22 protein-coding genes are annotated in these 23,718 nt (G+C 53.1%); 10 read left to right on the top strand and 12 right to left on the bottom strand.

What is annotated here, in order from left to right:
• Window positions 1-5 precede the first annotated feature (5 nt).
• Window positions 6-923, bottom strand: a complete 918-nt coding sequence (locus NR201_RS08505; protein ID WP_256849648.1) for a LysR substrate-binding domain-containing protein — start codon at window positions 921-923, stop codon at window positions 6-8.
• Window positions 924-1,022: 99 nt separating this feature from the next.
• Here NR201_RS08505 and NR201_RS08500 point away from each other — a divergent pair, with 99 nt between their 5' ends.
• Window positions 1,023-1,796, top strand: coding sequence for a 2OG-Fe(II) oxygenase family protein (locus NR201_RS08500; RefSeq protein WP_033780229.1), 774 nt, complete (start codon window positions 1,023-1,025; stop codon window positions 1,794-1,796).
• A gap of 2 nt (window positions 1,797-1,798) precedes the next feature.
• Here NR201_RS08500 and NR201_RS08495 read toward each other — a convergent pair whose 3' ends face one another.
• From NR201_RS08495 to NR201_RS08485, 3 genes are all read right to left on the bottom strand, one after another.
• The gene (locus tag NR201_RS08495) at window positions 1,799-2,872 is read right to left on the bottom strand and encodes a DUF2817 domain-containing protein (RefSeq protein ID WP_256849647.1); all 1,074 of its coding nucleotides are present in this window, start codon (window positions 2,870-2,872) and stop codon (window positions 1,799-1,801) included.
• Window positions 2,873-2,909: 37 nt separating this feature from the next.
• Window positions 2,910-3,680, bottom strand: a complete 771-nt coding sequence (locus NR201_RS08490) for a transporter substrate-binding domain-containing protein (protein WP_256849646.1) — start codon at window positions 3,678-3,680, stop codon at window positions 2,910-2,912.
• Between the two features lie 458 nt (window positions 3,681-4,138).
• Window positions 4,139-5,050, bottom strand: a complete 912-nt coding sequence (locus tag NR201_RS08485) for a LysR family transcriptional regulator (RefSeq protein ID WP_256849645.1) — start codon at window positions 5,048-5,050, stop codon at window positions 4,139-4,141.
• A 126-nt stretch (window positions 5,051-5,176) separates the two neighbouring features.
• Between NR201_RS08485 and NR201_RS08480 the strand changes: the two genes are divergently transcribed.
• Together NR201_RS08480 and NR201_RS08475 are read left to right on the top strand one after the other, a co-directional pair.
• The gene (locus NR201_RS08480; protein WP_256849644.1) at window positions 5,177-6,556 is read left to right on the top strand and encodes an MFS transporter; all 1,380 of its coding nucleotides are present in this window, start codon (window positions 5,177-5,179) and stop codon (window positions 6,554-6,556) included.
• Window positions 6,553-6,945: a DUF4440 domain-containing protein gene (locus tag NR201_RS08475; protein ID WP_167423179.1), complete on the top strand. Its 393-nt coding sequence runs from the start codon at window positions 6,553-6,555 to the stop codon at window positions 6,943-6,945. The genes NR201_RS08480 and NR201_RS08475 overlap by 4 nt, the downstream gene beginning before the upstream one ends.
• A gap of 318 nt (window positions 6,946-7,263) precedes the next feature.
• Here NR201_RS08475 and NR201_RS08470 read toward each other — a convergent pair whose 3' ends face one another.
• On the bottom strand, window positions 7,264-7,524 hold the full coding sequence (locus NR201_RS08470; RefSeq protein ID WP_256843837.1) for a type II toxin-antitoxin system ParD family antitoxin: 261 nt from the start codon (window positions 7,522-7,524) through the stop codon (window positions 7,264-7,266).
• 317 nt (window positions 7,525-7,841) lie between these two features.
• The gene (locus tag NR201_RS08465) at window positions 7,842-9,050 is read right to left on the bottom strand and encodes an aldose 1-epimerase family protein (RefSeq protein WP_256849643.1); all 1,209 of its coding nucleotides are present in this window, start codon (window positions 9,048-9,050) and stop codon (window positions 7,842-7,844) included.
• A 366-nt stretch (window positions 9,051-9,416) separates the two neighbouring features.
• Here NR201_RS08465 and NR201_RS08460 point away from each other — a divergent pair, with 366 nt between their 5' ends.
• From NR201_RS08460 to NR201_RS08445, 4 genes are all read left to right on the top strand, one after another.
• A complete protein-coding gene (locus NR201_RS08460) occupies window positions 9,417-9,974 on the top strand; it encodes a peroxiredoxin (protein WP_010247149.1) in 558 nt (185 codons plus the stop codon).
• Window positions 9,975-9,998: 24 nt separating this feature from the next.
• Entirely contained in the window at window positions 9,999-11,240 is a 1,242-nt protein-coding gene (locus NR201_RS08455) for a protein-disulfide reductase DsbD (RefSeq protein ID WP_010247150.1), read from the top strand.
• A 71-nt stretch (window positions 11,241-11,311) separates the two neighbouring features.
• On the top strand, window positions 11,312-11,866 hold the full coding sequence (locus tag NR201_RS08450; protein WP_010247151.1) for a sigma-70 family RNA polymerase sigma factor: 555 nt from the start codon (window positions 11,312-11,314) through the stop codon (window positions 11,864-11,866).
• Window positions 11,853-12,494, top strand: coding sequence for an NrsF family protein (locus NR201_RS08445; RefSeq protein WP_010247152.1), 642 nt, complete (start codon window positions 11,853-11,855; stop codon window positions 12,492-12,494). The genes NR201_RS08450 and NR201_RS08445 overlap by 14 nt, the downstream gene beginning before the upstream one ends.
• 82 nt (window positions 12,495-12,576) lie before the next feature.
• Here NR201_RS08445 and NR201_RS08440 read toward each other — a convergent pair whose 3' ends face one another.
• Entirely contained in the window at window positions 12,577-13,728 is a 1,152-nt protein-coding gene (locus NR201_RS08440; RefSeq protein ID WP_256849642.1) for an MFS transporter, read from the bottom strand.
• Window positions 13,729-13,848: 120 nt separating this feature from the next.
• Here NR201_RS08440 and NR201_RS08435 point away from each other — a divergent pair, with 120 nt between their 5' ends.
• Entirely contained in the window at window positions 13,849-14,619 is a 771-nt protein-coding gene (locus tag NR201_RS08435; protein WP_256849641.1) for a DeoR/GlpR family DNA-binding transcription regulator, read from the top strand.
• A 256-nt stretch (window positions 14,620-14,875) separates the two neighbouring features.
• Here NR201_RS08435 and NR201_RS08430 read toward each other — a convergent pair whose 3' ends face one another.
• Window positions 14,876-15,805 carry an alpha/beta hydrolase gene (locus NR201_RS08430; protein ID WP_256849640.1) on the bottom strand — a complete coding sequence of 310 codons (930 nt, stop codon included), beginning with the start codon at window positions 15,803-15,805 and terminating at the stop codon, window positions 14,876-14,878.
• A gap of 121 nt (window positions 15,806-15,926) precedes the next feature.
• Here NR201_RS08430 and NR201_RS08425 point away from each other — a divergent pair, with 121 nt between their 5' ends.
• The gene (locus tag NR201_RS08425) at window positions 15,927-16,835 is read left to right on the top strand and encodes a LysR family transcriptional regulator (protein ID WP_256849639.1); all 909 of its coding nucleotides are present in this window, start codon (window positions 15,927-15,929) and stop codon (window positions 16,833-16,835) included.
• A gap of 93 nt (window positions 16,836-16,928) precedes the next feature.
• Here NR201_RS08425 and NR201_RS08420 read toward each other — a convergent pair whose 3' ends face one another.
• A complete protein-coding gene (locus tag NR201_RS08420; RefSeq protein ID WP_256849638.1) occupies window positions 16,929-18,137 on the bottom strand; it encodes an MFS transporter in 1,209 nt (402 codons plus the stop codon).
• 171 nt (window positions 18,138-18,308) lie between these two features.
• Window positions 18,309-19,211, bottom strand: coding sequence for a LysR family transcriptional regulator (locus tag NR201_RS08415; protein ID WP_256849637.1), 903 nt, complete (start codon window positions 19,209-19,211; stop codon window positions 18,309-18,311).
• 491 nt (window positions 19,212-19,702) lie between these two features.
• Here NR201_RS08415 and NR201_RS08410 point away from each other — a divergent pair, with 491 nt between their 5' ends.
• Complete coding sequence (locus NR201_RS08410) at window positions 19,703-20,113, top strand: GFA family protein (protein ID WP_033769017.1); 411 nt, start codon at window positions 19,703-19,705, stop codon at window positions 20,111-20,113.
• Between the two features lie 16 nt (window positions 20,114-20,129).
• Here the strand turns inward: NR201_RS08410 and NR201_RS08405 are convergent, their stop codons facing one another.
• Both NR201_RS08405 and fdhF read right to left on the bottom strand, forming a co-directional pair.
• Window positions 20,130-20,615 (bottom strand): DUF1641 domain-containing protein, encoded by a 486-nt coding sequence (locus NR201_RS08405; protein ID WP_060679143.1) that lies wholly within the window; start codon window positions 20,613-20,615, stop codon window positions 20,130-20,132.
• Window positions 20,615-23,587, bottom strand: coding sequence for a formate dehydrogenase subunit alpha (gene fdhF, locus NR201_RS08400; RefSeq protein ID WP_256849636.1), 2,973 nt, complete (start codon window positions 23,585-23,587; stop codon window positions 20,615-20,617). Before fdhF ends, NR201_RS08405 begins: the two co-directional genes overlap by 1 nt.
• Window positions 23,588-23,718 lie beyond the last annotated feature (131 nt).

Below are 23,718 nucleotides of genomic sequence, written 5' to 3'. Positions count from 1 at the left end.
ACGGGCTATTCGCAGCTCGCGCCCAGTTGGCTTAACCAGCTGATCATCGCCTCACTGCCTGGCTGGCTAAGGGTGCGTTGCGGCCAGACAAGGTAATAGGGTTTGCTCAGCGGCAGGCAAAGATCATCCACTACCACCAGATCGCCCCGCGCCAGTTCCGCCGCGATAAGGCGTCGCTGCCCCAGCAGCACACCAGCTCCCGCGACAGCCGCATCAATCGCCAGCGAGGTCAGATTAAAGCTGAACGCGGGCTGCGGCAGAGGTTCGTCCATGCCTTTAGCCTGAAACCAGCTTCGCCAGTCCGGCAGAAAACGGCCTTCATTACCCCAGTCGAGGTGGATCAGCGGCGCCTGGCTTAAGATCGTTTCCGGCGTAAAGCGATGTAACAGAGCAGGACTGGCCACCGGCAGTACGTCATCATGAAACAACTTCAGCTTATCTGACTGCGGGTAACGATCCTCACCAAAGCAGATCACAAAATCGGCGGGCATCGCGGTGAAATCGACCTGAGAATGCGTACCGTGTAACGAGAGATCGATATTCGGGCAATGGTCGCGCCAGCTCGCCAGCTGGGGCAACAGCCATTTGGACGCCAGCGCCGGCAATGTGTAAACCGTGAGTTTTGGCGCGCTGGCCGCATGGCGGATGTTTTGCTGACCGAGATGCAGAATATCAAACGCCTCAGTAACATAGCGCAGATACTCTTTTCCGGTTTCGGTCAGCATCACGCCGCTCTGCGTACGTAAAAAAAGGGCGCTGCCGAGTTGCTCCTCCAACTGGCGAATCTGCTGACTGACTGCCGCCGGGGTTAAGGCCAGTTGAGCGGCCGCTTTTGCCAGGCTGCCCAGTTCGGCAGCCACTTTAAATGACTGTATGACGCTGATCTTTGGCAACCTTGGCAACCTTGGTAATTGGGCAGGCATTAACACTTCCTTATCAGGGCATTAAGTTTTTATCGTTACGCAGCGTTGCAGGCGACCGGTAGAGTAACATCACACCTGCTCATCATGAGAATTGTTGCTATGTCTGGTTCCCTTGTCCGTCTCGATCTTCATCCACTGGCCGATCATGGCTGGCGTCAACGTTGTCGTGAGCAGTTAAACCAGTCCGGCGCGCTGGTACTGCGTCAGTTTTTAAAACCACACGCTTTAGAGGCGATCATCGAAGAGGGCAATGCACAACGTCACCAGGCTTATCACACCCGCAGCATGCACAATGTCTATCTGATGAAACCTGATGACGCTTTCAGTGCTGAGCATCCGCGTAACAGGGATGTGATCAGCACCAAAGGCTGCATCACTGATGATGTTATCGCTGCTGACTCGCCGCTGCGTCAGCTTTATAATGATGAGTTGTTCAAACATTTCCTGTGCGATGTACTGGGTGAAAAAGCGCTCTATCCCTATGCTGACCCGCTTTCCTCGATCAACCTACACTATGCATCACACGGTCAGGAGCTGGGCTGGCACTTCGACAACTCCTCATTTGCCATCACCTTACTGGTACAGAAACCGCTGGCGGGCGGCGTGTTTCAGTATGTGAAAGATCTGCGGGATGCTGATGCCGGTGAGATGAACTTTGCCGGTGTCGACGCAGTGCTGGAAGAACGCCAGACCGTTGACGCGCTGGAGATAGATGCCGGGGATCTGGTGCTGTTTCGTGGCCGTAATTCCCTGCACCGTGTGACCCCAACTGAAGGCGAGGTCACCCGGATGCTGGCCGTGCTGGCTTACAATACGCAGCCGGATATTGCGTTGTCAGAAACCGCGCGTATGACCTTTTACGGCAGACTATGACATCATGGCGTGTCTGCAAGGGCACGCCAGCCGCGCAGAAAGATTTGCTGCGTGCGGAAAGCCACCAATGCACGCCAGTCCGCATCTTCTGGCCAGAACCCCTCGACCAGTTGCTGCTTTATCACCTGGCCGCCCTCACTGGCAGGATCGCCATAGAGGTGCAGCCAGTGATCTTCACGCACCCGCTGATGCATATCCTGACCCTCGTAAGTCCCGCATTCCACCACCAGAGGCAAAATCCGGGTGTCAGCCAGCGACGTCAGCAGATAGTGCGACAGATAGCCGGTTGCCGTTGCTGTAATTCCAGTTACACTGTCACGTCCGGCACCAGTAAACAATAAGGTCAGCCACTTACCGTAAATGACTTTGCCCCAGTCATGCGCCGGATAACGCTGCTCCGCAATAGAGAGCAGCATCGGATGCCCCCATGCGCCAGCCCCGGTATGAAGGTCAAAGCTGATGATGGTTTTCGCTACAGAGAGATGCTGGTCAACGATTGCCGCCATCGTAAGGTGTGACCAGCAGGGCTTCTCACCGCCGAAAAAAAAGCCGTCAGCAAAACTATACTGTCCGGCTTCTGTGACACGTTTAACCGCCTGCCAGCCTGCGCCCTCGAGTGCGTCGGCCAGTTGCCGATCGGCGCTTGCACGGTCGCCATGATAAATACCGTGCCACTGTGCATAATCCGGGTTAGCAGGAGGTGGCTGACTGAAATCGATAAAGTTACGGTTCAGATCAATATTGTCTTCGTTCACGCGCCGTAAATGCGCCGCGCCCCATGGATTGAGCAGATGAATCAGCAACAGGGCGGTATCAGCGGGCAATGCTTTTTCATCCAGCGTCTCGAGCCAGGCTATCTGACAATCGGAACCATAATAGCCCTCAACGCCGTGAGTGCCGGAAACGACCAGCATCAGACGTGATGCGCTGGCCGGTCCTATCCGTGCCACGTCTGTATACAGGGCTTCTCCCAGAGGACCAGGCAGAGGATGCGGATACGAGGTCGTCTCAGCACCTTTGCTCTGCGCCGCTGCCATAAACCGCGCGCGCTGAACGTGGTATTCGGGCAATGCCATAGTCTTCATATTCCTGCGATTCTTCACGTTGAGCGGCTCAGGGATAAACACTGAATTTAAAATATTTTTTGGTGAGCTGGTCATAAGTCCCGTTTTTATGCATCTCCGCCAGTGCCGCATTAATCATCTTCAGGTTTGCCTCATCTCCTTTGCGTAGCGCGATACCCACGCCATCACCAAAAATCACTTTATCCACCAGGGTCCCTTTGATGGCGTACGGCTTGCCTTCGGCTGAGGTCAGGAATCCCTGTTCAGCAGAGACCGCATTGGCCAGGCTGCCATCAAGACGCCCGGCGACCAGATCCGGATAAACTTCCATCTGGTTAGGATAGGAGATGACTTTAACGCCCTCCGGCTCCCATTTGGTTTTGGCATAGGTTTCCTGGATGGTGCCCTGTGCCACACCGATCGTCTTACCGCGCAATGAGGCAACATCGGTCGTCAGCGTGCTGGCAGCCGGTGCCAGTAAAGCACTGGGCGTGTTGTACAACATATCGCTGAAAGCCACCTGCTGACGACGCTTATCGGTCATCGACATCGCTGACAGGATGGCATCAAATTTCTTCGCCTTAAGGGCAGGGATGCTGCTATCAAAACCCATTTGCACCCACTGGCACTTCACCTTTGCCTGAACGCAGATGGCATTGCCCAGATCAACATCAAAGCCCTGCAATGATCCATCAGCCGCCTTGAATTCAAACGGTGGGAACGTAGGGTCAACGCCAAAGCGCAGGGTCTGCTGCGCCAGTGCCGCGTGACTAACTGTTGTGAGCGAAAACAGTAATGCGAGGGATAAGCTCTTTTTCATGTTTTAATTCCCGGATGCAAATGAATTTAATCGCGACATTCAAATTTAATAACATGCGACCTGTTTTCCTGCCAGCGAATAAACCGCAATCATCCAGATTAAAATCTTATGTTATTAAGATACTGTGCGAATTATTTATACGGCGTTAATTTTTACTTAATACTGTGCATCAAATGACTGAGCCACACCAGGGTGTGGCGCAGGTCCGGGCCTGAAGCCGCAGGCGCTGGCGCTAGGGATGGGATAACAAGACAAGCCCCAGCGCCAGTTTTTAGATTATCGCGCGGCAGTGATTTATCATGACAGGGAATTAAGGAATGCGCCTGCGTTAAACTGAATTGTCATTAGCCAGACAGTAAATATTTACCTTCCCGCCCTGCATAAAATAAAGTTTATGGGATTTAAATCAGTTGAGATAAATTAACGGTTAGCCCATCAGAATAATGTCATGGATGCGCTTATTTTCTGCTGGAGTGCGCCAAACGTTCATGCAGGAAATCTATAAACGCGCGTACTTTTTCTGGCACATGACGCGTATTAGGGTAGAGCGCGTAAATTCCCTGACGGGGGAATTGATGATCGGGCAGTAGCCGTACTAATCCACCTTTTTCAATCTCATCCTGTACCAGCCAGGCGGGCAGAATCGCCACGCCAGCACCGGCTAAAGCAAAAGCGAGTAAAGAAGAGGCACTGTCAGCTGTGATCATGGCAGGCTGAAATGCGCTCATCAGCACAGACTCACCTTCGGGCGTGGTCACCTGCCAGCTGAGTGGCGTCGATAAACGGCTATGCGCAATCCATTTTGCTGACGCGAGATGTGAAAGATCCCGGATAGACGCTTCATTCAGGCTGTTGAGATAACAAGGTGCAGCGACCGGCAGGATATCAAACTGATCGATAAGGCGGGCGTGATGACTGGAATCGGCAAGATGCCCAAGTCGTATCGCCACATCGAAGCGGCCGGCAATCAGGTCGTCATTTTTTGATGAAGAGACGTGATGTATGCGTAACTGCGGGTGTTGGGCTGCAAAGTCAGCAAGGGCAGTGACGATCACACGAGCGCCATATTCCAGAGTGGTTGTGATCCGGAGTGTCCCGCTTAATCCAGCGTGATCACTTCTCACATCCTCTAATACGCTTTCCGCATCCTGAAGAAGCTGAAGGCAACGATGATAAAATCTTTCACCCGTATCCGTGGCTGAAACGCGTCTGGTGCTCCTGATAAGGAGCGAGACACCCAGCTCCTCTTCGAGATGTTTAATATTGAAACTCACAACGGCTTTAGTTAACCCGAGTGTCTGAGCTGCACCTGTAAAACTGCCTGCCTCGACAACTGCGACAAAGATCCCCAGCCGTTGCATATTGATCATCGTGAACTCCGTTAACGACATCTCATTGTCAAAATATCTTTGACAGTGTAACAACAGAAAGTGAATTTATCCCGATAATTTAAGCACCTATACTGCGCGCCTTACGCTGATCTGTCTGGGAAAAAAATGAGCTATCGTGTGCGCGTAGCCAGTGTCTATTTGCTGGGATTTTTTATTGATCTGGTCAACATGTTTATCGCCAATGTTGCTTATCCTGAGATTGGCAGACATTTTGATGCCCCCGTTAACCAGCTGGCATGGATCAGTAATGGCTACATCTTAGGCCTGACGCTGGTCATACCGCTCAGTAGCTGGCTGGTACGGCGCATGGGCGCAAAACGTCTGTTCATGCTCTCACTTCTTATTTTCATTGCGGGCACCTGTGGTGTGGGGGCATCAGCGTCAGTTTCTCAGCTCATCGCCTTCCGATGGATACAGGGCATCGGCGGCGGACTGTTGATCCCCATCGGTCAGACGATGACCTATGCGTTATACAGAAGCAATGAACGTGCGAAGTTATCGTCAGTCGTGATGTTAATTGCATTGCTGGCACCCGCCTTGTCGCCAGCTGTTGGTGGAATAGTGGTTGAGAGCCTTAGCTGGCGCTGGGTTTTTCTTGTGAGCCTGCCGCTCGCGGTTGCGGCATTGCTGCTGGCGGGATGCTGGCTCAAAGCAGACAAACCGGTGAACTCATCTGAACCGCTGGACCTGGTAGGTTTAGTCAGTGGTTGTACCGCGCTCACGCTGATCCTTCTCGGGCTGACTTACCTGGGCGATGCTGACAGGCTTTATCAGGGGGCGATGATGCTGCTTGCTGGCGTCCTTACTCTGGCGGGCTATGTGTGGGACGCACTTCGAAAAAGCCATCCACTCATTAACCTGCATCTGATAAAGGATCCGCTCTTACAAACAGCAATGCTGATCTATCAGTTTATACCAGGCGTGTTCACCGGCGTCAGTATGATCACTATGCTATACCTGCAAAATCAATTGGGTATGCATGCCGGCTTTGTTGGCGCGCTCATGCTGCCATGGTCTCTGGCTTCCTTTGCGGCAATTAGTCTGACAGGTAAGACGTTCAACCTCTGGGGACCACGCCCGCTATTTATCACCGGCTGTCTGTTTCAGGCGCTGGGTATTGGCCTGCTGGCGCTGACTGTCCAGACATCGGACACCTTAGTCTTTGCACTTGCTTTCGCCTTGATGGGATTTGGCGGCAGCCTGTGCAGCAGCACGGCTCAGAGTTCTGCTTTTATTCACATCACCGACAGCGAACTTGCTGATGCCAGCGCACTCTGGAATATCAATCGCCAGCTCAGTTTTTGTCTCGGCGTTACGCTGGTCAGCCTGCTGTTCAATCTGATTGCGAATAGCGGCATGCCTGAAGAACACGCTTATCACCTCTGTTTTGTTATAGCGGCATTCAGCGCTGTGATTCCGCTTCTGTGCTGTTTACGCATTTCAAATCAGAAGGTTATTTCTATGCTTAAAAGGGACCAAAAATGAACCGTTATTTTAAGGAAGTACTGGACGCCCACGAATTGATTCGCAACTGGCTGGGTAACAAAGAAGCACATGATGAGGTTTGTGAGGAACTTTTAGCGCGTTTTAGTCCTGCATATTCCATGGTGACACCGGGCGGTGCCTTACTGGATTTCACGACACTAAATGGGTTTTTCCGCACTCAGCGCGGTGCACGTCCGGGTTTAGCGATTGATATCTGCGACATGCAGATGGTTGCTGAGAGTGAAGGAAATGCCACTGTGGTATATAAGGAGTTGCAGCAGCTTCCGGGTCAGGAGGCCACGCTGCGGTTTTCTACGGTTGTGTTCGAGGTAAATAATGCTGGCAAGGTTTTGTGGCGACATCTGCACGAGACTTCATTGCCGCAGTGATAGAGGCTGTCGATTCGCAGTGTGTCAGGGCGCGACGGGCTGAGAGCAACAGCGTGCAGGCTGAACCGCGTTTCTTAAACCAGCGATGATTGCCGCTGTCTATCCTGAACCGATCGCCGTGAGAGATACAGCGGTGGTGAGGCGACGGCTTTATTGATCGCGAAAATCCCGCACCAGAGGCCGTCATACAGGGGCTTCAGCAGGTTGTCTGAAGTCCACGGATAAGGTTAGCTTAGAGCTTTAGCCTTTATCTTAGCGCTTTGACTTAAGTGCGTATAATCTATCTTATGTTAAATAACATATCACACATGTACCTCACTACGCTTTACCACCTTCGGCCTGCCGCCGATATTTTTGCGAAAGGCGATCAAATACCTCTTCCGCGTTTTTGCTTTCGCCGCTGTTTATACCTGCGCTGACCGCTGTTTGCAGAGCATCAAGTTTCATCTGCTGCTCCCGTTCTTCCAGAGCCCTGAGGCCCGCACGGATCACTTCACTGATGTTGTTATATCGCCCGCTTTCAATCTGTTCGCGGATGAACGCTTCGAAATAAGGACTAAGTACTACGCTGGTTGGCATGATTCCTCTCCCGCTGAGTTACTATCAGTTATTAACTGTTAGTATTTCAGAGTTACTCTTTTCCATCAACTTTCGGCTTAAAACCCTCCCACAGCTATGCCGAATATTTACCTGTGATGTCCAATGCTACGATGTTATCGCATCGCCAGTATCCATCGCAGGTCTGCGCTATTCTCCCGCATCGGTATTGTCATCTCGTGACGGTACAATTAACAACGCCCTATGTCGATTACTGCCATTATCAGTTATGGCAAAACATAACTGACTGACCAGTTAAGTAAAAACCCCAACAATTTAGCTGGGGTTATGAAGGGTCGTTACTCTTTCGCTATCGGCGTCTCGCTTACATCAATCTTCGTGTCACCCTGAATGCCCTTAATGCGTTTCTCAACGTCATTAACCTGCTCGCTGCTGTGCAGCAAGGTGTACGTCAGATCAAATGTTGTGCTCGCACCCGGTTGCAGTTGCTTCACACGTTTTTGTTCACGTTCAATGGTGACCGGATAGGCGTAACTGGTACCAGGTTCGATGCCGGTCACGTAGCCCTGTTTCAGGGTGTCGGTATTTTTCCATAAGGTCAGCATCGGGAGCTGACGCGTATCGAACTGAATGGATGCGCCGCTGTTGCCCGCTTTATTTATCACCGCAGCGACGGTCTGATGATTGCTGTCTGAAAGCGGCTTGATGTTGAACACCATCTCATCGAAGTCTTTGGTCGGACCTTTATAGGTCTGCCACTCTTTTAACCCGGCTTTCGCGTAGTCATTGAATGGGCTGATGCCGGACATCGGCGCCAGGAAGCGTGCGCCCTCTTCCAGAATCGGTTTGCCGAAGTTGCTGTGATAGATGATCTGGTAATCGTGCGGATAGTCGGCGTGGTTGGTTAACACATCATGCAGGCTGAAACTGTTGCTGCCTGGCACGTAACGCAGCTCGGTCATGGTCTGCAAATCAGCTTTCTTAAAGGTGCTCTCTTTAATCAGGCCGCGAATACGAATTTCGTGTGGTGCCGCATCTGCCACTTCAACTTCCAGCTGAGAAACCGGCGTATTCCCCGCTTTACCGTGCAGCGTATAGATTCGGCCTTCATCGGTGACCGGATGACCGGTCCATTCGTAGCCGCAACGCACCATCATCTCGTTGAAACCATCCAGCCAGCCCAGACCGTTGCGGCTCTCAAGATTGATGTAGGCAGGATTGACGACCTCTTTAACTGGTGAATCCCAGCCCATGCGGGTGCCAAAGCCTTCAACACGCAGTAAGTTCATGCCACGTGTCGGGCTTAGCGTAATCGTCAGGCCATCCTCACTGCGGATCGTCAGAATTTTACTGCCTTCCTGCTTGCCGCCATGCAGGACTTTCTGCTCGATGCTGAACGGTTTGCCCTGAAACTTCAGCTCACTGCTGGAAATCTTCCAGTTTCCTTGCTCAGTGCCCTGTTCAGCACTCGTCAGCACCCAGGTTTTCGCCGCTGCAGAGCCTGAAACCAGCACTGCCAGTACCGTTAACGCCAGTTTAATCTTCATAAGTCATCCCATTGGCTGAATCGTTTTTTCATTCCGTAAGGGAAATTTACTTAATGGGACTGAAGATAAACGTGATGATGCTCACCTGTTGAGAAAAGGCAGTGAGTTAGCCCTATTATTGTGGGCCAAATCACAGTGATTACGGCCAGAGAGGAATAACTACAGCGAACCAGGTGAAATTTGCTGACATTAGCTTTATACGATTCAGCTCAAAATGAGGGATCTGATAAAGGACGGCTGGTGAAGCACCATAAAAAAAACACGAAAAAAATTCCTCAACCGCGCAACTTTTTCCATTTTTGAACGAACCTGTTATCAGGGACGTCAGACAACTCCGTCTGTTCGTCAATGGAGAGAGTAAAGCCAATGAAAAACACCCTGAAAAACCTGGCCGTCGCAACGCTGCTGGCACTGAGTGTTCCGGCAACATCTGCTTTTGCAGCGTTACAGGTCGGTGAAAAAGCGCCGGACTTTAAACTGGAAGCCGCGCTTGCCGGTAAATCGACCACCTTCTCATTGCAACAGGCGCTGCAGAAAGGCCCGGTTGTTCTCTACTTCTTCCCTGCTGCTTTCAGTGCAGGCTGTACGCTGGAAGCACACGATTTTGCTGAAGCGACCGATGAATTTAAAAAGCAGGGTGCGACCGTCATTGGCGTGACCGCGGGCAATACCGATCAGATTGCGAAATTCTCGCAGCTTGAATGCCGTGACAAATTTACCGTCGCAGCCGATCCCGGTGCCAAAGTGGCGGCAGAATATAAGAGCACTATGGAGATGAAAGGTCAGAAGCTTTCAGACCGTACCTCTTACGTGATTGCGCCCGATGGCAAAATCCTGCTGAGCTTCACCGATAAAAATCCTGATACGCATATCCAGAAAGCGATGGATGCCGTTAAAAAATACCGCCAGGCCAATCCGGCATAACTTCATCTTCAGAGCAGGTACATCATGCTGACTGCGATTGCAGCCGCCTTCCTGGGCGGCATTATTCTGAACCTCATGCCCTGCGTGTTTCCGGTGATCTCGCTGAAAGCACTGAGCCTGATCCGGCATCACGAATCACCTTCCCACGCCAGAGCCGAAGGCCTGGCCTTTTTGCTGGGCGTAGTCGTGACGATGGTCGCTCTGACCGCAGTTCTGTTGCTGGCCAGGGCGGGCGGTGCATCGGTGGGCTGGGGATTCCAGCTGCAATCGCCGCTGGTCATCGCCGCGCTGATTCTGGTGATGCTTGGGTCGGCACTGAACCTGCTCGGTCTGTTTGAAGTAGGATTATCGGTACAGCGGGTTGGCGAAGTGGGAGGCGATCGCGGTGGTCTGGTCGGTTCAGCTCTGACTGGCGCGCTGGCCATCATTGTCGCCACTCCCTGCAGCGCGCCCTTTATGGCCAGCGCGGTAGGCTATGCGCTTACCCAGCCTCCGCTAATCAGTCTGGTGATCTTTATTTCACTGGCGCTGGGCTTTGCTGCGCCCTTCACCCTCATCTCATTCTTCCCGGTGCTGGCGCGAATTTTGCCAAAACCGGGTGCCTGGATGATCACCTTAAAGCAGGGGCTGGCGTTTCCCATGCTGGGCGCGGTGGGCTGGCTGATCTGGGTACTTGAACGTCAGGCGGGATCGGCGGCGCTGGCTGCCATTCTGGCCTGCTGTTTACTGTTTAGTTTCGCCGCCTGGCTGTATGGCATGGCGCAGAAACGCCGTATGATGGGACAGCGTCATTGGGTGCTGCATGTGGCGACCGCATTCTTCCTGGCGCTGGTCGTAGTGCCGTTACTGAACCTGAACAGGTTTGCCGAAGCTCCGGCTGAAACGGCAACCGCCTCACAGGCTGCCGCCGCTGTGGCCTGGTCGCCACAGAACGTTGATGCCATCAAAGGTCAGGGCAAACCAATACTGGTGAACTTTACCGCATCATGGTGTATTACCTGCCAGGTTAACGATCGTACTTCGCTTTCGACGCAGGCGGTAAAAGCGGCGATGGCGCGAACCAACACCATTTATATGGTCGCGGATTCCACCAAATACAATCCCGATGTTGAACAGGCGCTGAGCGATTTCGGACGCGGTGGATTACCGCTCTACGTGGTCTATCCGGCTGACGGCGGTAAACCTGAGGTACTGCCGCAGGTGCTGACGCCTGGCATTGTGATTTCAGCGCTGAATCAGGCAACAGAAAAAGGAAATAAATCCTGAGATTACTGATGAAACGATTGCCTGGCGCGTGGCCAGGGCGCGGCGACAGCATGCTGAACTGCTGATGATCGATGCCAGAAACTGATCAACGCGCACAGCAGTGGCCAGCATTAATGGCCCGGGCGCAGGCGGGTGACAGAGCTGCCTATAACCAGTTACTGAAAGCGATGGTTCCTGCCATCCGGGCATTGGTATGCAAAAAAATCCGTGATGAGGGACTGGTTGAGGATGTCATTCAGGAGACATTGCTGGCGATCCATCGGGTGCGGCATACCTACGATCCGCAGCGTCCGATACTCCCCTGGGTTGCTGCCATCGCCTCTGCCCGGGCCATAGATGCGCTGCGCCATCGCGGCCGTCGCCAGGAAGTACAGGATGAGGAAGAGCTGCAACGGCAACCCGCTGCAAGTGCAGAGTCCTCAGCCGATACGGATATCCTCTCCGGTTATCTGGATAACCTTCCGCTGCGCCAGCGAGAGATCGTCGAATCCGTGCATCTGCGCGAGCAGAGCCTGGCGCAGGCAGCAGCTGAAACCAATCAGTCGCTCTCTGCGGTTAAATCTCTGTTGCATCGCGCAATGGTCAACCTTCGTAAATATGGACGGGGTCATCATGAGAAATCATGACCAGTTAATTAATCAGCTCAGCGCGTCTGCCCAGCCGGTGCAGCGCGTCTGGCCCACCGCCTGGCGCGTCGCGGGCTGGATTGCGCTTGCCCTGCCCTGTGGCGCGCTGACCAGCTGGGCATTTCACAGCCGTTTCACTGACTGGTCGCAGCCTGGCGCGTTTTTCGCGCTGGTTGCCCTGCTGCTGTCACTCATCATCGCGGGCAGCACGCTGGCGGCAGCCTTTACGCTGAGTATTGCAGGCAGAAAACCGATCAGCCTGCGCTGGCCGCTGCTGATGGCGATGATGTGGCTGGTGCTGAATCTGATCAATATGTCATCTTCAGCACCGCCATCGGGCGCGAACCGGTTGGGTGAAGGGATGCACTGCTATCTGTTTATGCTGTCGGCCAGTGTCCCGATGATGCTGATGTCCGTGTTCGCCCTGCAGCGCACCCGATCCCTCTATCCCGCGCGCAGTCTGGCGCTGAGCGGCTGCGGCAGTGCGTTTACCTCATCGATGCTGCTGTCGTTGTGCCACGATACCCATCTGCACGCCATCGATTTTTCTATGCATCTGGCTGCGGGCATCACCATCGTGGCGCTGACGGTGCTGGCAGGCCGCCGCTGGGTCAGGCTGGGAGAGTAATGGCACGCCGCTTCCGTTCCTCCTGAAGATGACTCCGCGCCCCGTTCAATGAAATTCTGTCAGGAGCGCGGATTGGGTAATTTTATGCATTCTCCCCCGCGCGGCTACGGCCCAGATCCAGGGTCAGAGAGACCGCACCGACAACCAGCATTAGCGCCATAATCAGTGAAAACGAGAAAGCGAGATGTGTGTAATGCGCCACGTAGCCAATCACGGCTGGCCCGCTCAGGACCCCCAGATAGCCCAGAGTAGTAATGGCAGGCACGGCGACCGCCTGCGGCATCACCGTCTGACGTCCGGCGGCGGAGAACATTACCGGCACGATATTGGCGCAGCCTGCGCCGACCAGGGTGTAGCCCAGCAACGCCATCGGCCAGGAGGCGATAAAGGTCACCATCGCCATGCCAGCGGCGGCAATCAGTGCGCCGCCCAGCACAACCGGTAAACGTCCCAGCGATGAGATAATCCGATCCCCGGTCAGACGCGCCACGGTCATCGCAATGGCAAAGCAGGTATAGCCCAGTCCGCCCAGTGATGCCGGAATGGCCCGGACGTCGGTCAGATAGACAGCACTCCAGTCCAGCACGGTGCCTTCGGTCAGGAAGACGGCAAAGCAGATGATGCCGATAATCAGTACGCTGCCGCGCGGAACAGCAAACACCGGGCCTTCAGCGGGGTTCGCGTAGGTCAGTAAGCCCGATGCGCTGACCAGCGTCATGATAATCACCGCCGCGACCGCCAGCAAACAGCCGGTCAGCACGCTAAATCCCATCGCCAGCAGCAGCGTCATAAAGCCCGCGCCGGCAATGCCGCCCACGCTATACATGCCGTGAAAGCCTGACATGACTGGCTTTGCCGCCTGCTTCTCCACCAGGATCGCCTGGATGTTCATGGCGCAGTCGGTTACTCCGATGCCGACGCCAAAAACCAGCAACGCCAGCGCCAGCAACAGCGGGTTGCTCAGCACCGATAGCCATGGCGTACTGATGATGACCAGCGCGACAGCGACCAGAATCACCCGGCGGCAGCCAAAGCGGCTGGTCAGCCAGCCCGTCACCGGCATCGCAATCAGCGCGCCGACGCCAAGACAAAGCAGCAAGGTGCCGAGTTGCGCCTCATTAACGACGGTATTGCCGCGGGCGAAGGGCACAATCACCGCCCAGGTCGCGGTGATAAATCCGGCTATAAAAAAGATGATGCGTGTTGCCAGCGTGGAAGAGACGTTATTAGCCATTGCATTCCTTTGAGGGATGTCAGGTAGAGCTGACAGGACCGAGAGATCGCTATTGACTCCCTGCCCGGCAGTGAACGATCATGCTCACTATAGCTCGATTGTGAATATTTTGAGGTTTATATGCTCGATTATGCAGCTTTCCCGCAGCAGCGACAAGCGCTGATTCGTGAGATATTGCAGGACAAAGGACGGGTGGTCTGCGCTGACCTGGCACGGCAATTGGCCGTGTCAGAGCACACTATCCGCCGCGATCTCCATGAACTCAGTAAAGAGGGTTTATGTAAAAAGGTCTATGGCGGTGCGGTGTTACAGCTTCAGGAGGCGGGCAGCTTTGTCAGCCGGAAAGCTCACGATCACGCAGCAAAAGCCCTGATCGCGCAGCGCTGTGCCAGCCTGGTGAAAGCCAATAGCTGCATCTTTATTGATGCCGGTACAACCAATCTGGCGCTGGCACAGACGCTATCACCAGATTTGAATATCACCGTCGTCACCAATGCACCCGATATTGCTGCGCTACTGATCAACCATCCTGCTGCGGAGGTGATTATGCTGGGCGGGCAGATACAGAAGAGCACCGGCGGCGCGGTCGGGCAAACCGCGATCAACCAGATCCAGGGGATTCTGTTTGATCAGGCGTTTATTGGCGGCTGTGCCATGAGCCCGGAGGCCGGTCTGACCGGTTTTAACTATGCGGATTGCGAATTCAAGAAAGTCGCTATGGCGCAAAGCAATCAGGTCATTGTCGGGCTGACAGCGGATAAAATCCCCGCAGTAGCGCGATTCAGCGTGGCGAAATGCCGTGAAATCTCAACGCTCGTCGTGGAAGAGAAGCTCGATAAAGAACTGCTTGAGGCGTTTGAAGCGGAAGAGATGACGCTTATCACGGTCTGATATGGGCGCAATCTTCAAAAGCGGGTTGCAGTCAAAATAAACAAGCTCGCACTGCCACATTCATCGGAATGCGGGGCTTAACCTGTTCATGAATATGATTAAGTACCGCAGGGGTAACTCCAAACCCGTTGTATCCAGCATTATGCGTTTAATTTAAGAGGCAGGTCTGGCGGATAAGTGAATTGTGTCTGTAAAGGGCTTTTCATTTTCGACGGGCGCAGTCAGTCGCGCCCGTTATTTAATTCCTCACTGATAATTAGCTTGCTGCATCCCGCAGCGCCTGCTTCATAAAGACGACGGAGCTCTCCAGCGCCTGCACCGCTTCTGGCTGCAACGTGGAGAAGAAATGCCAGGCGTGGAACATACCCGGCCAGACTTCCAGATTTACACGAACGCGGTTATCACCCAGATGAGTTGCCAGACGCATCGCGTCGCTTAGCATCAGTTCGTTTTCGCCAATCTGAACCAGCACCGGCGGCAGACCCGTTACATCGGCAAACACCGGTGATGCCATTGGGTGATTAGGCAACGCATCGCCCAGGAAGGTGCGTGCCAGGAAATCCAGGCCAGCCTTGGTGTTCAGAGGATCAAGGCCTTCCCGGTTGGTCATGGAGACGCCCGTGTGCTCAAGGTTAGCCCATGGGGAAATGGAAACACCGCCGGCTGGAAGTGGCAGGCCTTTATTACGTGCAGCTACCATAACGGTAACCACCATCGCGCCGCCCGCTGACTCTCCCGCAAGTACGATTTTGCTGGCGTCAAATCCCTGCTCAATTAACCACTCATACGCACGAACGGTATCGGTGACGGGCGCAGGGAAAGGATACTCCGGTGCCAGTCGGTAATCAGGCATGTAAACCCGTGCGCCCAGCATGCTGGCATAGTTGCCACCAATACCGTGATAGCCCGCAGATTCACCGACAATGTATGCCCCACCGTGGATGTACATCACGATGGCATCAGTTTCAAGGTTGTCGGGGGTTACCAGCGTTCCCGGCACGCCTCCCATATCGACCTCAGTAAAGCCAACACCTGCAGGTGCAGGATTTTTCGCCAGCATACGGGTATAGGCGCCACGCACTTCACTCATTGGCGTTAATTTGTCTGCACCGGTAAGAATTGGCCCCAGACCGGCCAGGCTTTCTGACCATTCTTTTACGGCTTGCCTGGTTTGTTGATTCAGCATTTTTATTCCTGTTTGTATTTGCGATAAAAAATAACAGGAAACTATATTATATAAACATTTAGGGAATGTGCTTCCCATATCAGGGTACGTTAAAGCCCATATCAAAAGAGATAAATAAAGAATGGAAATCAACAGCATTGGGGATATTGCCGCATTCGTCGCGGCTGTAAAAGCCGGGAGTTACACCCACGCAGCGGGTTCCCTCGGGCTCACACGTTCTGCCATTGGCAAGAGTATTGTCAGGCTCGAAACACGTATGGGGGTTCGTCTCCTTAACCGTACTACCCGAAGCCTGAGTCTGACCGATGAAGGAAGGGTCATGTTCGATCGATGCCGACAGATACTGGATGACCTGGAAGAGGTTGATGCCGCCATGGCGATGCGCAGAGATAAGCCAACGGGGACTCTCCGGCTGAGTGCACCACTCTCTTTTGGGCAGCGCCATATCCTTCCCATTCTGGATATTTATCTGAAAAAGTGGCCGGAACTTCGTGCGGAGGTCTCCTTTAGCGACAGGTTTGTTGATCTTATTGAAGAAGGCTATGATATTGCCATCCGCATCGGTGAACCTCGAGATGACTCCCGCATTCTTACCAGAACAATTGCTTCGCAGCACATTGTTACTTGTGCCTCGCCCGAATATTTGTCCTCACGGGGTGTTCCGGAAACACCCGCAGGCTTAACCAGGCATGACACTATTTTTCTTCTGAGTGCGGAAAAGAGACGTAGCTGGCGGTTTACAACTCCAGAAGGCACTTTTGTGTATGATGGGCCCGGGCGGCTAAACCTCGACAGTTCGGAAGCCATGCGGGCATCAGCAATTTCCGGATTTGGTATAGTCCATCTACCGACCTATTTGCTTGGAGAAGATTTGCGTAGCGGGAAATTGATACCCGTGCTTGAGGCGTACCCCTTCCCTCCGGAACCTGTTCGGATCATTTATCCCAGTAAACGACATTTATCCCCGCGAATTCGCTCCTTTATCGACTTGCTTGTTGAAAGCTGGGATCAAGGGTTACCCTGGGAATAATGCTCTGATGATAATCTTATTATTTTAATCTCATCCGGCAGCACAGGATCGGGAGATTACTTCAGGTTAAATTTATGCGGTATGCATTTTTTCTCATCCGGTCCGTAATTTCCTTTGGTTTCTTACCGTGAAATAAACTGATAATAAAATAGACGCACTTAAAATACAGCACAGTATAAGATAGGCATTTAGGGCTGTTTCCTGGGGAAAATGATCCATCATCATGCTCAGTGAAAATGGCAGCCAGTTACCCACGTAACCCACAATGTAAAGCAGGTTTATCAGATGATGTCGCTGACTCTGCCTGGCGACCACATTAACGATAGTGGCAGCCCCGACAAGTATTGCCCCATAGGCAAACCCTTCCAGCATAATGGATATGAAGAGAAGAGACGGGGCGATTGTGTGCACACTGCAGAGGGCCAGAAAAACGGCAACAAACTGGGCAATAATCCCGATTTTTAGTGACGAATAGTGGTGCTTTTTCCTCATCACTATCTGGGTGATACCTGCAACCAGCAGAAATGCCGACAGTGAATAGCTTACCAGCTGCACGCTGGTGACATTGAAATAGGTGCGAGCGAGAGTTGGCCCCTGGGACATAAACGTAGACGCCATCGCCCAGGAAAGAAATATGGCCATGCAGCAGACGATAACGTCCCGGAAAGAGAGTCCCCTGTAACTTTGAGCAACAACACTTTTCCGTTCAATGGTTACTGGGGTGCTGTCCCTGTTGATCATCAGGCGACTGCTCCAGATCCCAAACATTGAGATTACAACCAGAATAAAAAGAATTACGTAGGGAGTCTTAAGTGCATAAAAACTACGATGTACGATTTCCCCCGTGATTAAAGGACCAATAGCCTGTCCAAGGATTAATGAGGCAGAAGCGGTTAATGCAGCACTATTACTGACTTCTGTATCAAATAATTTAATCAGCGAGCGGTTGATATAGGCCATTAAAATACCTGAGCCAAGACCGGTAACAAAACGGCCAAGGATAAGTATCATAAATTTATCTGCAAACATCATTAATAGTGACGACAGTAAAACGCAGGCCAGACCTGCATAGAGAGGTCTTGTATACCGGTTAGTCATGATATTAACCCTGGCAGTAAATATCAGCGCTAAAAGAACACCTGCCGCATAAACACCAAATACCGCCATTATTTGAGAAGCACTGAAGCTATATAAACTGATGTACACGGGATAGAGAGGAGTAGGAAGACTGCTGCTCAGCATGCCGGTAAAGAAAGTCAGGGCCAGTGCGATCGCTGCCCGTGATGTTTGTCTGTCTGACATAGTAATTTCTTCTGTTTTGGAAAATGGATTCGTTCTGTGGAAATCCATAAAACAGTATCATGTTCCGTTAGCGAGGGGATTCGAGCAGCAGGAATACCCATTGTGACGTAGTTTCACAGCAGCAATTCAAATTGGACATAGGGAACAAGTGGAGGTGAGCTGACTGGAAATTCAAACACTCCAGGGATGAAGCGCTATCTGTTTTTCAATGAATTCAATAAAACAGCGGATGCGTGGGCTCAGATGCTGCCTTTTCGCGTAAATTATATAGAGCGGCTCTCTGACAGGAGACTGGAATGCCTTCAAAAGCGGTACTAATCTTCCTTCTCTGATATCCTGGTTTATGTGGAAGTCAGCCAGCCGGACGATACCTTCTCCTTTAATAGCCAGATCGCGCAGCAAATCACCCTGCGACAACGAGGCAACCGGTTTTACCGGGACTATCATGCTTTGGCTGCCTTTGGTAAATAACCACTGGTTCCAGTGGCTTTCAAAATTAAAGTGAAAACAGCGATGATCCATCAGTTCACGTGGATGGGAGGGTATGCCGTACCTGCTGAGGTAGGCTGGCGAGGCGCAGGTAATCCACTGGCTCTCACCGATACGACGTGCTATACGGGAAGAACTCGCAAGTACACCACCATAAATGGCCAGATCCAGCCCTTTATCAAAGTCATCCCGGTAAACCGGCCCCGTTTCAATATCAACGTTGAGGTCAGGGTAAGCTTCAATAAACTCGGGCAACCATGGAAGGATATGATAACGGGCAAAGGTGGTCATGGTACGGATTTTCAGCTGCCCGCTGATGCGTGATGGCATATCTTCAGCCAGTGAATCAGCCTCCGTCATTGCGTCAACGACTGCTCTGGCACTTTTAAGATAAACGTGTCCCTCTTCGGTCAGCGTTAACGTTCTCGTCCCGCGATAGAAGAGTCTTACCTGTAATCTCGTCTCCAGTCGGCTGATAAGTTTACTCATCGCTGAAGGCGTTAATCCGTTTGCCCGGGCGGCAGAAGAAAAGTTGCCGTATTCATACGCCCATATGAATGCAAGCAACTGATTATAATTATCCATATTGTCCCCGGTTATTGATGTAAAGATGTCTGGACTTTCCGATATAACCATCGTTCATTTAGAACTCAGCCTTTTCTCCAGCAACCTGATAGTTATGCCTTTTTTATAACATGTATCTCAAGCATTTGTGAAAGCGCAGGGAACTTTGGCGCACGTCTTTGCCTTGGATGTGCTGGACATGCTGATTATGGATATCTCTCGTTCTGCGAAAAATATCGATCAGAAATAGCTGCTCATGACGCTGCAGGAGCCGGGACGTGCTGCGCTATTACTTGATGAGAACACCAACGAGACAACTCTGCGGCAGGCTATTTTTCGCCGTATACCAGTAGCGAAACGGGCTGAACCGGTCCGCAAGGTAAAACCTCTTTCCAGATCAGACGAGTGAAACTTTCACTCTGAATAGTCGACAAATGCGTCCCCGATGCTGCCAAATCCCAGGCTTTGGCGTAGGCTGAAAGCTGGCTGGTTTCACTACACAGGAGATCACGATGCAAAATGAAATGACAGCACAATGCCACTGTGGCGCGGTGGCGTACCGGGTGACGCTGAAGGATGGATTTAATACGGTGCGCCGCTGCAACTGCTCGTTTTGCCGGATGCGCGGCGCGGTGGTGGTCTTTGCGACAAAAGTGGAGCTGACCCGCGGTGAAGCGCAGCTCACCGAATATCGATTCAACAGCAAAGAGGTGGGCCACTACTTCTGTTCCGTTTGCGGCATTTACACCTTTCATCAGAGCCGCTCACAGCCCGATCAGTTCGGGGTGAATGTCGCCTGCCTTGAGGGGGTTTCGCCGTTTGATTTTACCGATGTCCCGGTCTCCGATGGGATCAATCATCCAAAAGATGGCGGCGCGGGCGGTGTAGCCGGTCATCTGATCTACACCCCCACGCAATCCTGAACGATCGCAGGCTGAACTACTCCCGTGTGGGCTTACCACTGAAGCGGGTAATCGGCTTCTGCTCTTCACGGTCGATCTGTTGTGAGAAGACTTCAAGCGCCGCGAAGATGGGGCGCAGTCCGCGCCACAGATCCTCATCATTGAGTAACCGGATAATGCCGCGGATGCCCGGCGCGGCTTTATCCTGACGGGCCTCATCGCGCGCTGGTTTAACGGCCATCGCGGCATCGCGAACGGCCAACAGCAGATGATTAAACCGTTCTGGCGGCACGCTGCCCAGCGTCATCATCAGTAGCGAGAGATTCTGCAGCGCGTTCTGCGTACCCGGCTGATTAAGGCCCGAAACCAGGATTTTCCCCACCTCGCTATTTGATTTAACCAGGTCGTTCGCCAGCCGCAGAAAACCGTGCTGGTGAAGATTTTCGATTAGCTCATCCATCGCCTCCCGGGCGGTCGGCTCAGTGCGTGTTGGCGGGACCTGATATTTCATCCGTTCTGCCATTAGAATTTCTCCGGTTTTTCGACATGTTCAGGCGGTTCCCGATAGCCTGCCTGCTGCCATTTTTGCTCTATCGGCAGGTGATCCAGCGGCGTACGACTGCCGTGACGGAAATTGTGTAGTGGCACCGGATTAGGCTGCGACCGGCGATCGACACGCTTCATATTTACGGCAATCTCTTTATAAGCCGGTGTGTTGACGTCGGGATCGTGATGTTCGCCAGTCAGGGCGTTGACGCCATCTTTGCCATGATGAATCGGCATAAACAGCACGTTGCCTGCCACACGCTCAGTGATCACGACAGGCACATCCAGCGATCCGCGCCGCGAGGTAATGCGTACCCACTCTCCTTCGTTCAGCGCGCGCTCGGCGGCCAGCTCCGGTGAGATCTCAACAAAGGCATTGGGCGACAGCGACATCATGCGGCCACCCTGCCCGGTCTGATTCATCGACTGGAAATGCTCCAGCATCCGGCCATTATTCAGCAGCAGATTATACTGTGAATCCTCCTGCTCGGCGGGCGGCTGCCAGTTCAGCGGATAGAGTCGCGCTTTGCCATCCGGGAAATTAAACCGTTCCGTGTAGAGTCGCGGCGTGCTTTCGCCTGCAGCGCTGACGGGCCAGAGCTGGGACTGCCAGCCGACCAGTTGCTCATAGCTGACACCCGCGAAAATCTCTGCGATGCCTGCCGCTTCCGCCATAATCGCGCCTGGGTTCGGGTAATGCCACGGATGACCGAGACGGGCGGCGAGATCGGTAAAGATCTCCCAGTCGGGCCGACAATCACCCAGCGGCTTCATGGCGGGTGAAAAGTGCTGGATCCGCCGCTCGGTGTTCACAAACGTGCCCTCTTTCTCCACGCTGGGCGCACCGGGCAGCACCACATCGGCAAATTCGGCAGTGCGTGACATGAAAATGTCCTGTACGACCATAAATTCCAGCTTGCTGAAGGCGGCATGCACCGAAGTGGCATCGGCATCCGCAAACGCCGTCTCTTCACCGGTGATATACATCGCGCGAATTTTGCCTTCACCGGCCTGCTGCACCATTTTGAAATTATCAGCACCAGGCTGATCGGAAAGCGCTTCAGGTGAGACGCCCCAGGCACGCGCCCATTTTTCGCGCACCGCTGGGTCAGTGACTTTTTCATAGCCGGGATAGAGATTACTGAGGCAGCCAAAGTCGCTGGCGCCCTGTACGTTGTTGTGTCCGCGCATCGGATAACCGCCGGTGCCAGGCCGGCCATAGTTGCCGGTGACCAGCAGCAGGTTCGACAGCGCCGTACTGGTGTCTGCCCCGTGGCTGTGCTGGGTAATTCCCATCGCCCACAACACACAGGCGCTGCCCGCCTGGCCGATCATTTCCGCTGCTTCAATCAGTTCTGATTCACTCAGTCCACATGTCTCACTGGCAAAGACCAGCGTAAAGGGAGCGAGTGACGCGCGGTACTCATCAACCTGGTTGACCCGCTGGGCCAGAAAAGCCTCATCCGCATAACCGTGATCGAACATATATTTTGCCATCGCCGAGGCCCAGACCAGGTCAGTACCCGGTCGGATGCGCAGATAGCAGTCAGCACGTTCCGCCATTTCATGACGGCGCGGATCAACGACCAGCAGTTTCTGACCGCGATGTTTGTGGCTCTGTTTGATGTGTGAAGCAATCACCGGATGGTTCTCGGCCAGGTTGCTGCCGACCAACACGATCAAATCGGTCTGCTGCAGATCCTCAATCGTCCCGGCATCTCCGCCGTAGCCCACCGTGCGGAACAGTCCTTCTGTGGCCGGGTTCTGACAATAACGCGAGGAGTTATCAACGTTGTTGGTGCCAAAAATTAAACGGGCGATTTTTTGGGCCAGATAGGCTTCTTCATTGCTGGCCTTGCTGGAGCCGATAAAGCCAATCGCATCGCCTCCATAATTCTGAGCGATACCCTGTAATCCTTCGGCAACCCGCTGTAGTGCTTCATCCCAGCTGGCAGGCCGGAAGTGGCCATTCTCGCGGATCAACGGCGTAGTCAGGCGCTCCGGGCTGTTGACGAAGTCCCAGCCGAATTTACCTTTAACGCAGGTCGAGATGCCGTTGGCCGGCGCTTCGGCAACCGGCTGAACTTTCAGGATGTGGCGGTCACGGGTCCAGATTTCAAAGCTACAGCCCACGCCGCAATAGGTGCAAACAGTTTTGGTGCGGTTGATCTCAGACTGGCGCAGCGCCACATCGATTTTCGAAACGCCGGTAATCGGCTCCATGCCGATGCTGTTTTCCAGCGTTTTAACAAAGTCGATCAGCGGACGCTTCAGCCCTTCATCCATCGCGGTAAAGGGGCCTGCGTCTGGCTGCATGGTTTTTTCGAGCAGCGCATTGCATGGGCAAACTGTGACGCAATGTCCGCAGCTGACGCAGCTGGAACCGGCGATTTCCGTTCCGCCATCCCAGAGCACGCGAGGATGTGCCTGGGTGTAGTCAATCGAAAGTGTTTCGTTGACCTCGACATTCTGACACGCTTCGACACAGCGACCGCATAAGATGCACTGGTCAGGATCGTAGGTGTAAAACGGATTGGAATGATCTTTTGCGTAGGGCTTGGGCTCATGAGGATAGTACTGAATCGGAATGTGCATATCTGCCACGGCATTATGCAGCGTGCAGTCGCCGGTGTTGTGCTCACAGACGGTACAGTAAAGCTCATGACGATTGAGCAGCCGATCCATTCCCTCCTGCTGCGCGGCCTTAAGCGCACTGCCTTCACTCTGCACCTCCAGCCCCTCTTCAGTGCGGAGCGTGCAGCCGCGAACCCGCTCGCCGTTGGCATCTACCCAGCAGACATCACAACTTTGCAGCGGCGGCAACGCCGGGTGGTAACAGACATGAGGTAGTTTTTTCCCTTGAGCATCCAGAAAATCGATTAGCGGTTGATCAGCTAACCCTTTTAACCGTTCACCATTGTAGATAATGGTGCAGTAATTTTGACTCATATAAGCCTCATGACGACATTGCGACGAGCTACCGAATGGAAAATCTCCCTCTATTTAAAGGGTTGCTTCACAAGCTTAGTGAGGATTAACAGCCACGCCATGAATACCGCTACGCTTATCAAGGTTACTCG

The organism is Pantoea sp. Fr-CA_6, from assembly GCF_024520895.1.
GTDB lineage: Bacteria > Pseudomonadota > Gammaproteobacteria > Enterobacterales > Enterobacteriaceae > Pantoea > Pantoea agglomerans.
This window is presented reverse-complemented; position numbering and strand designations above follow the sequence as displayed.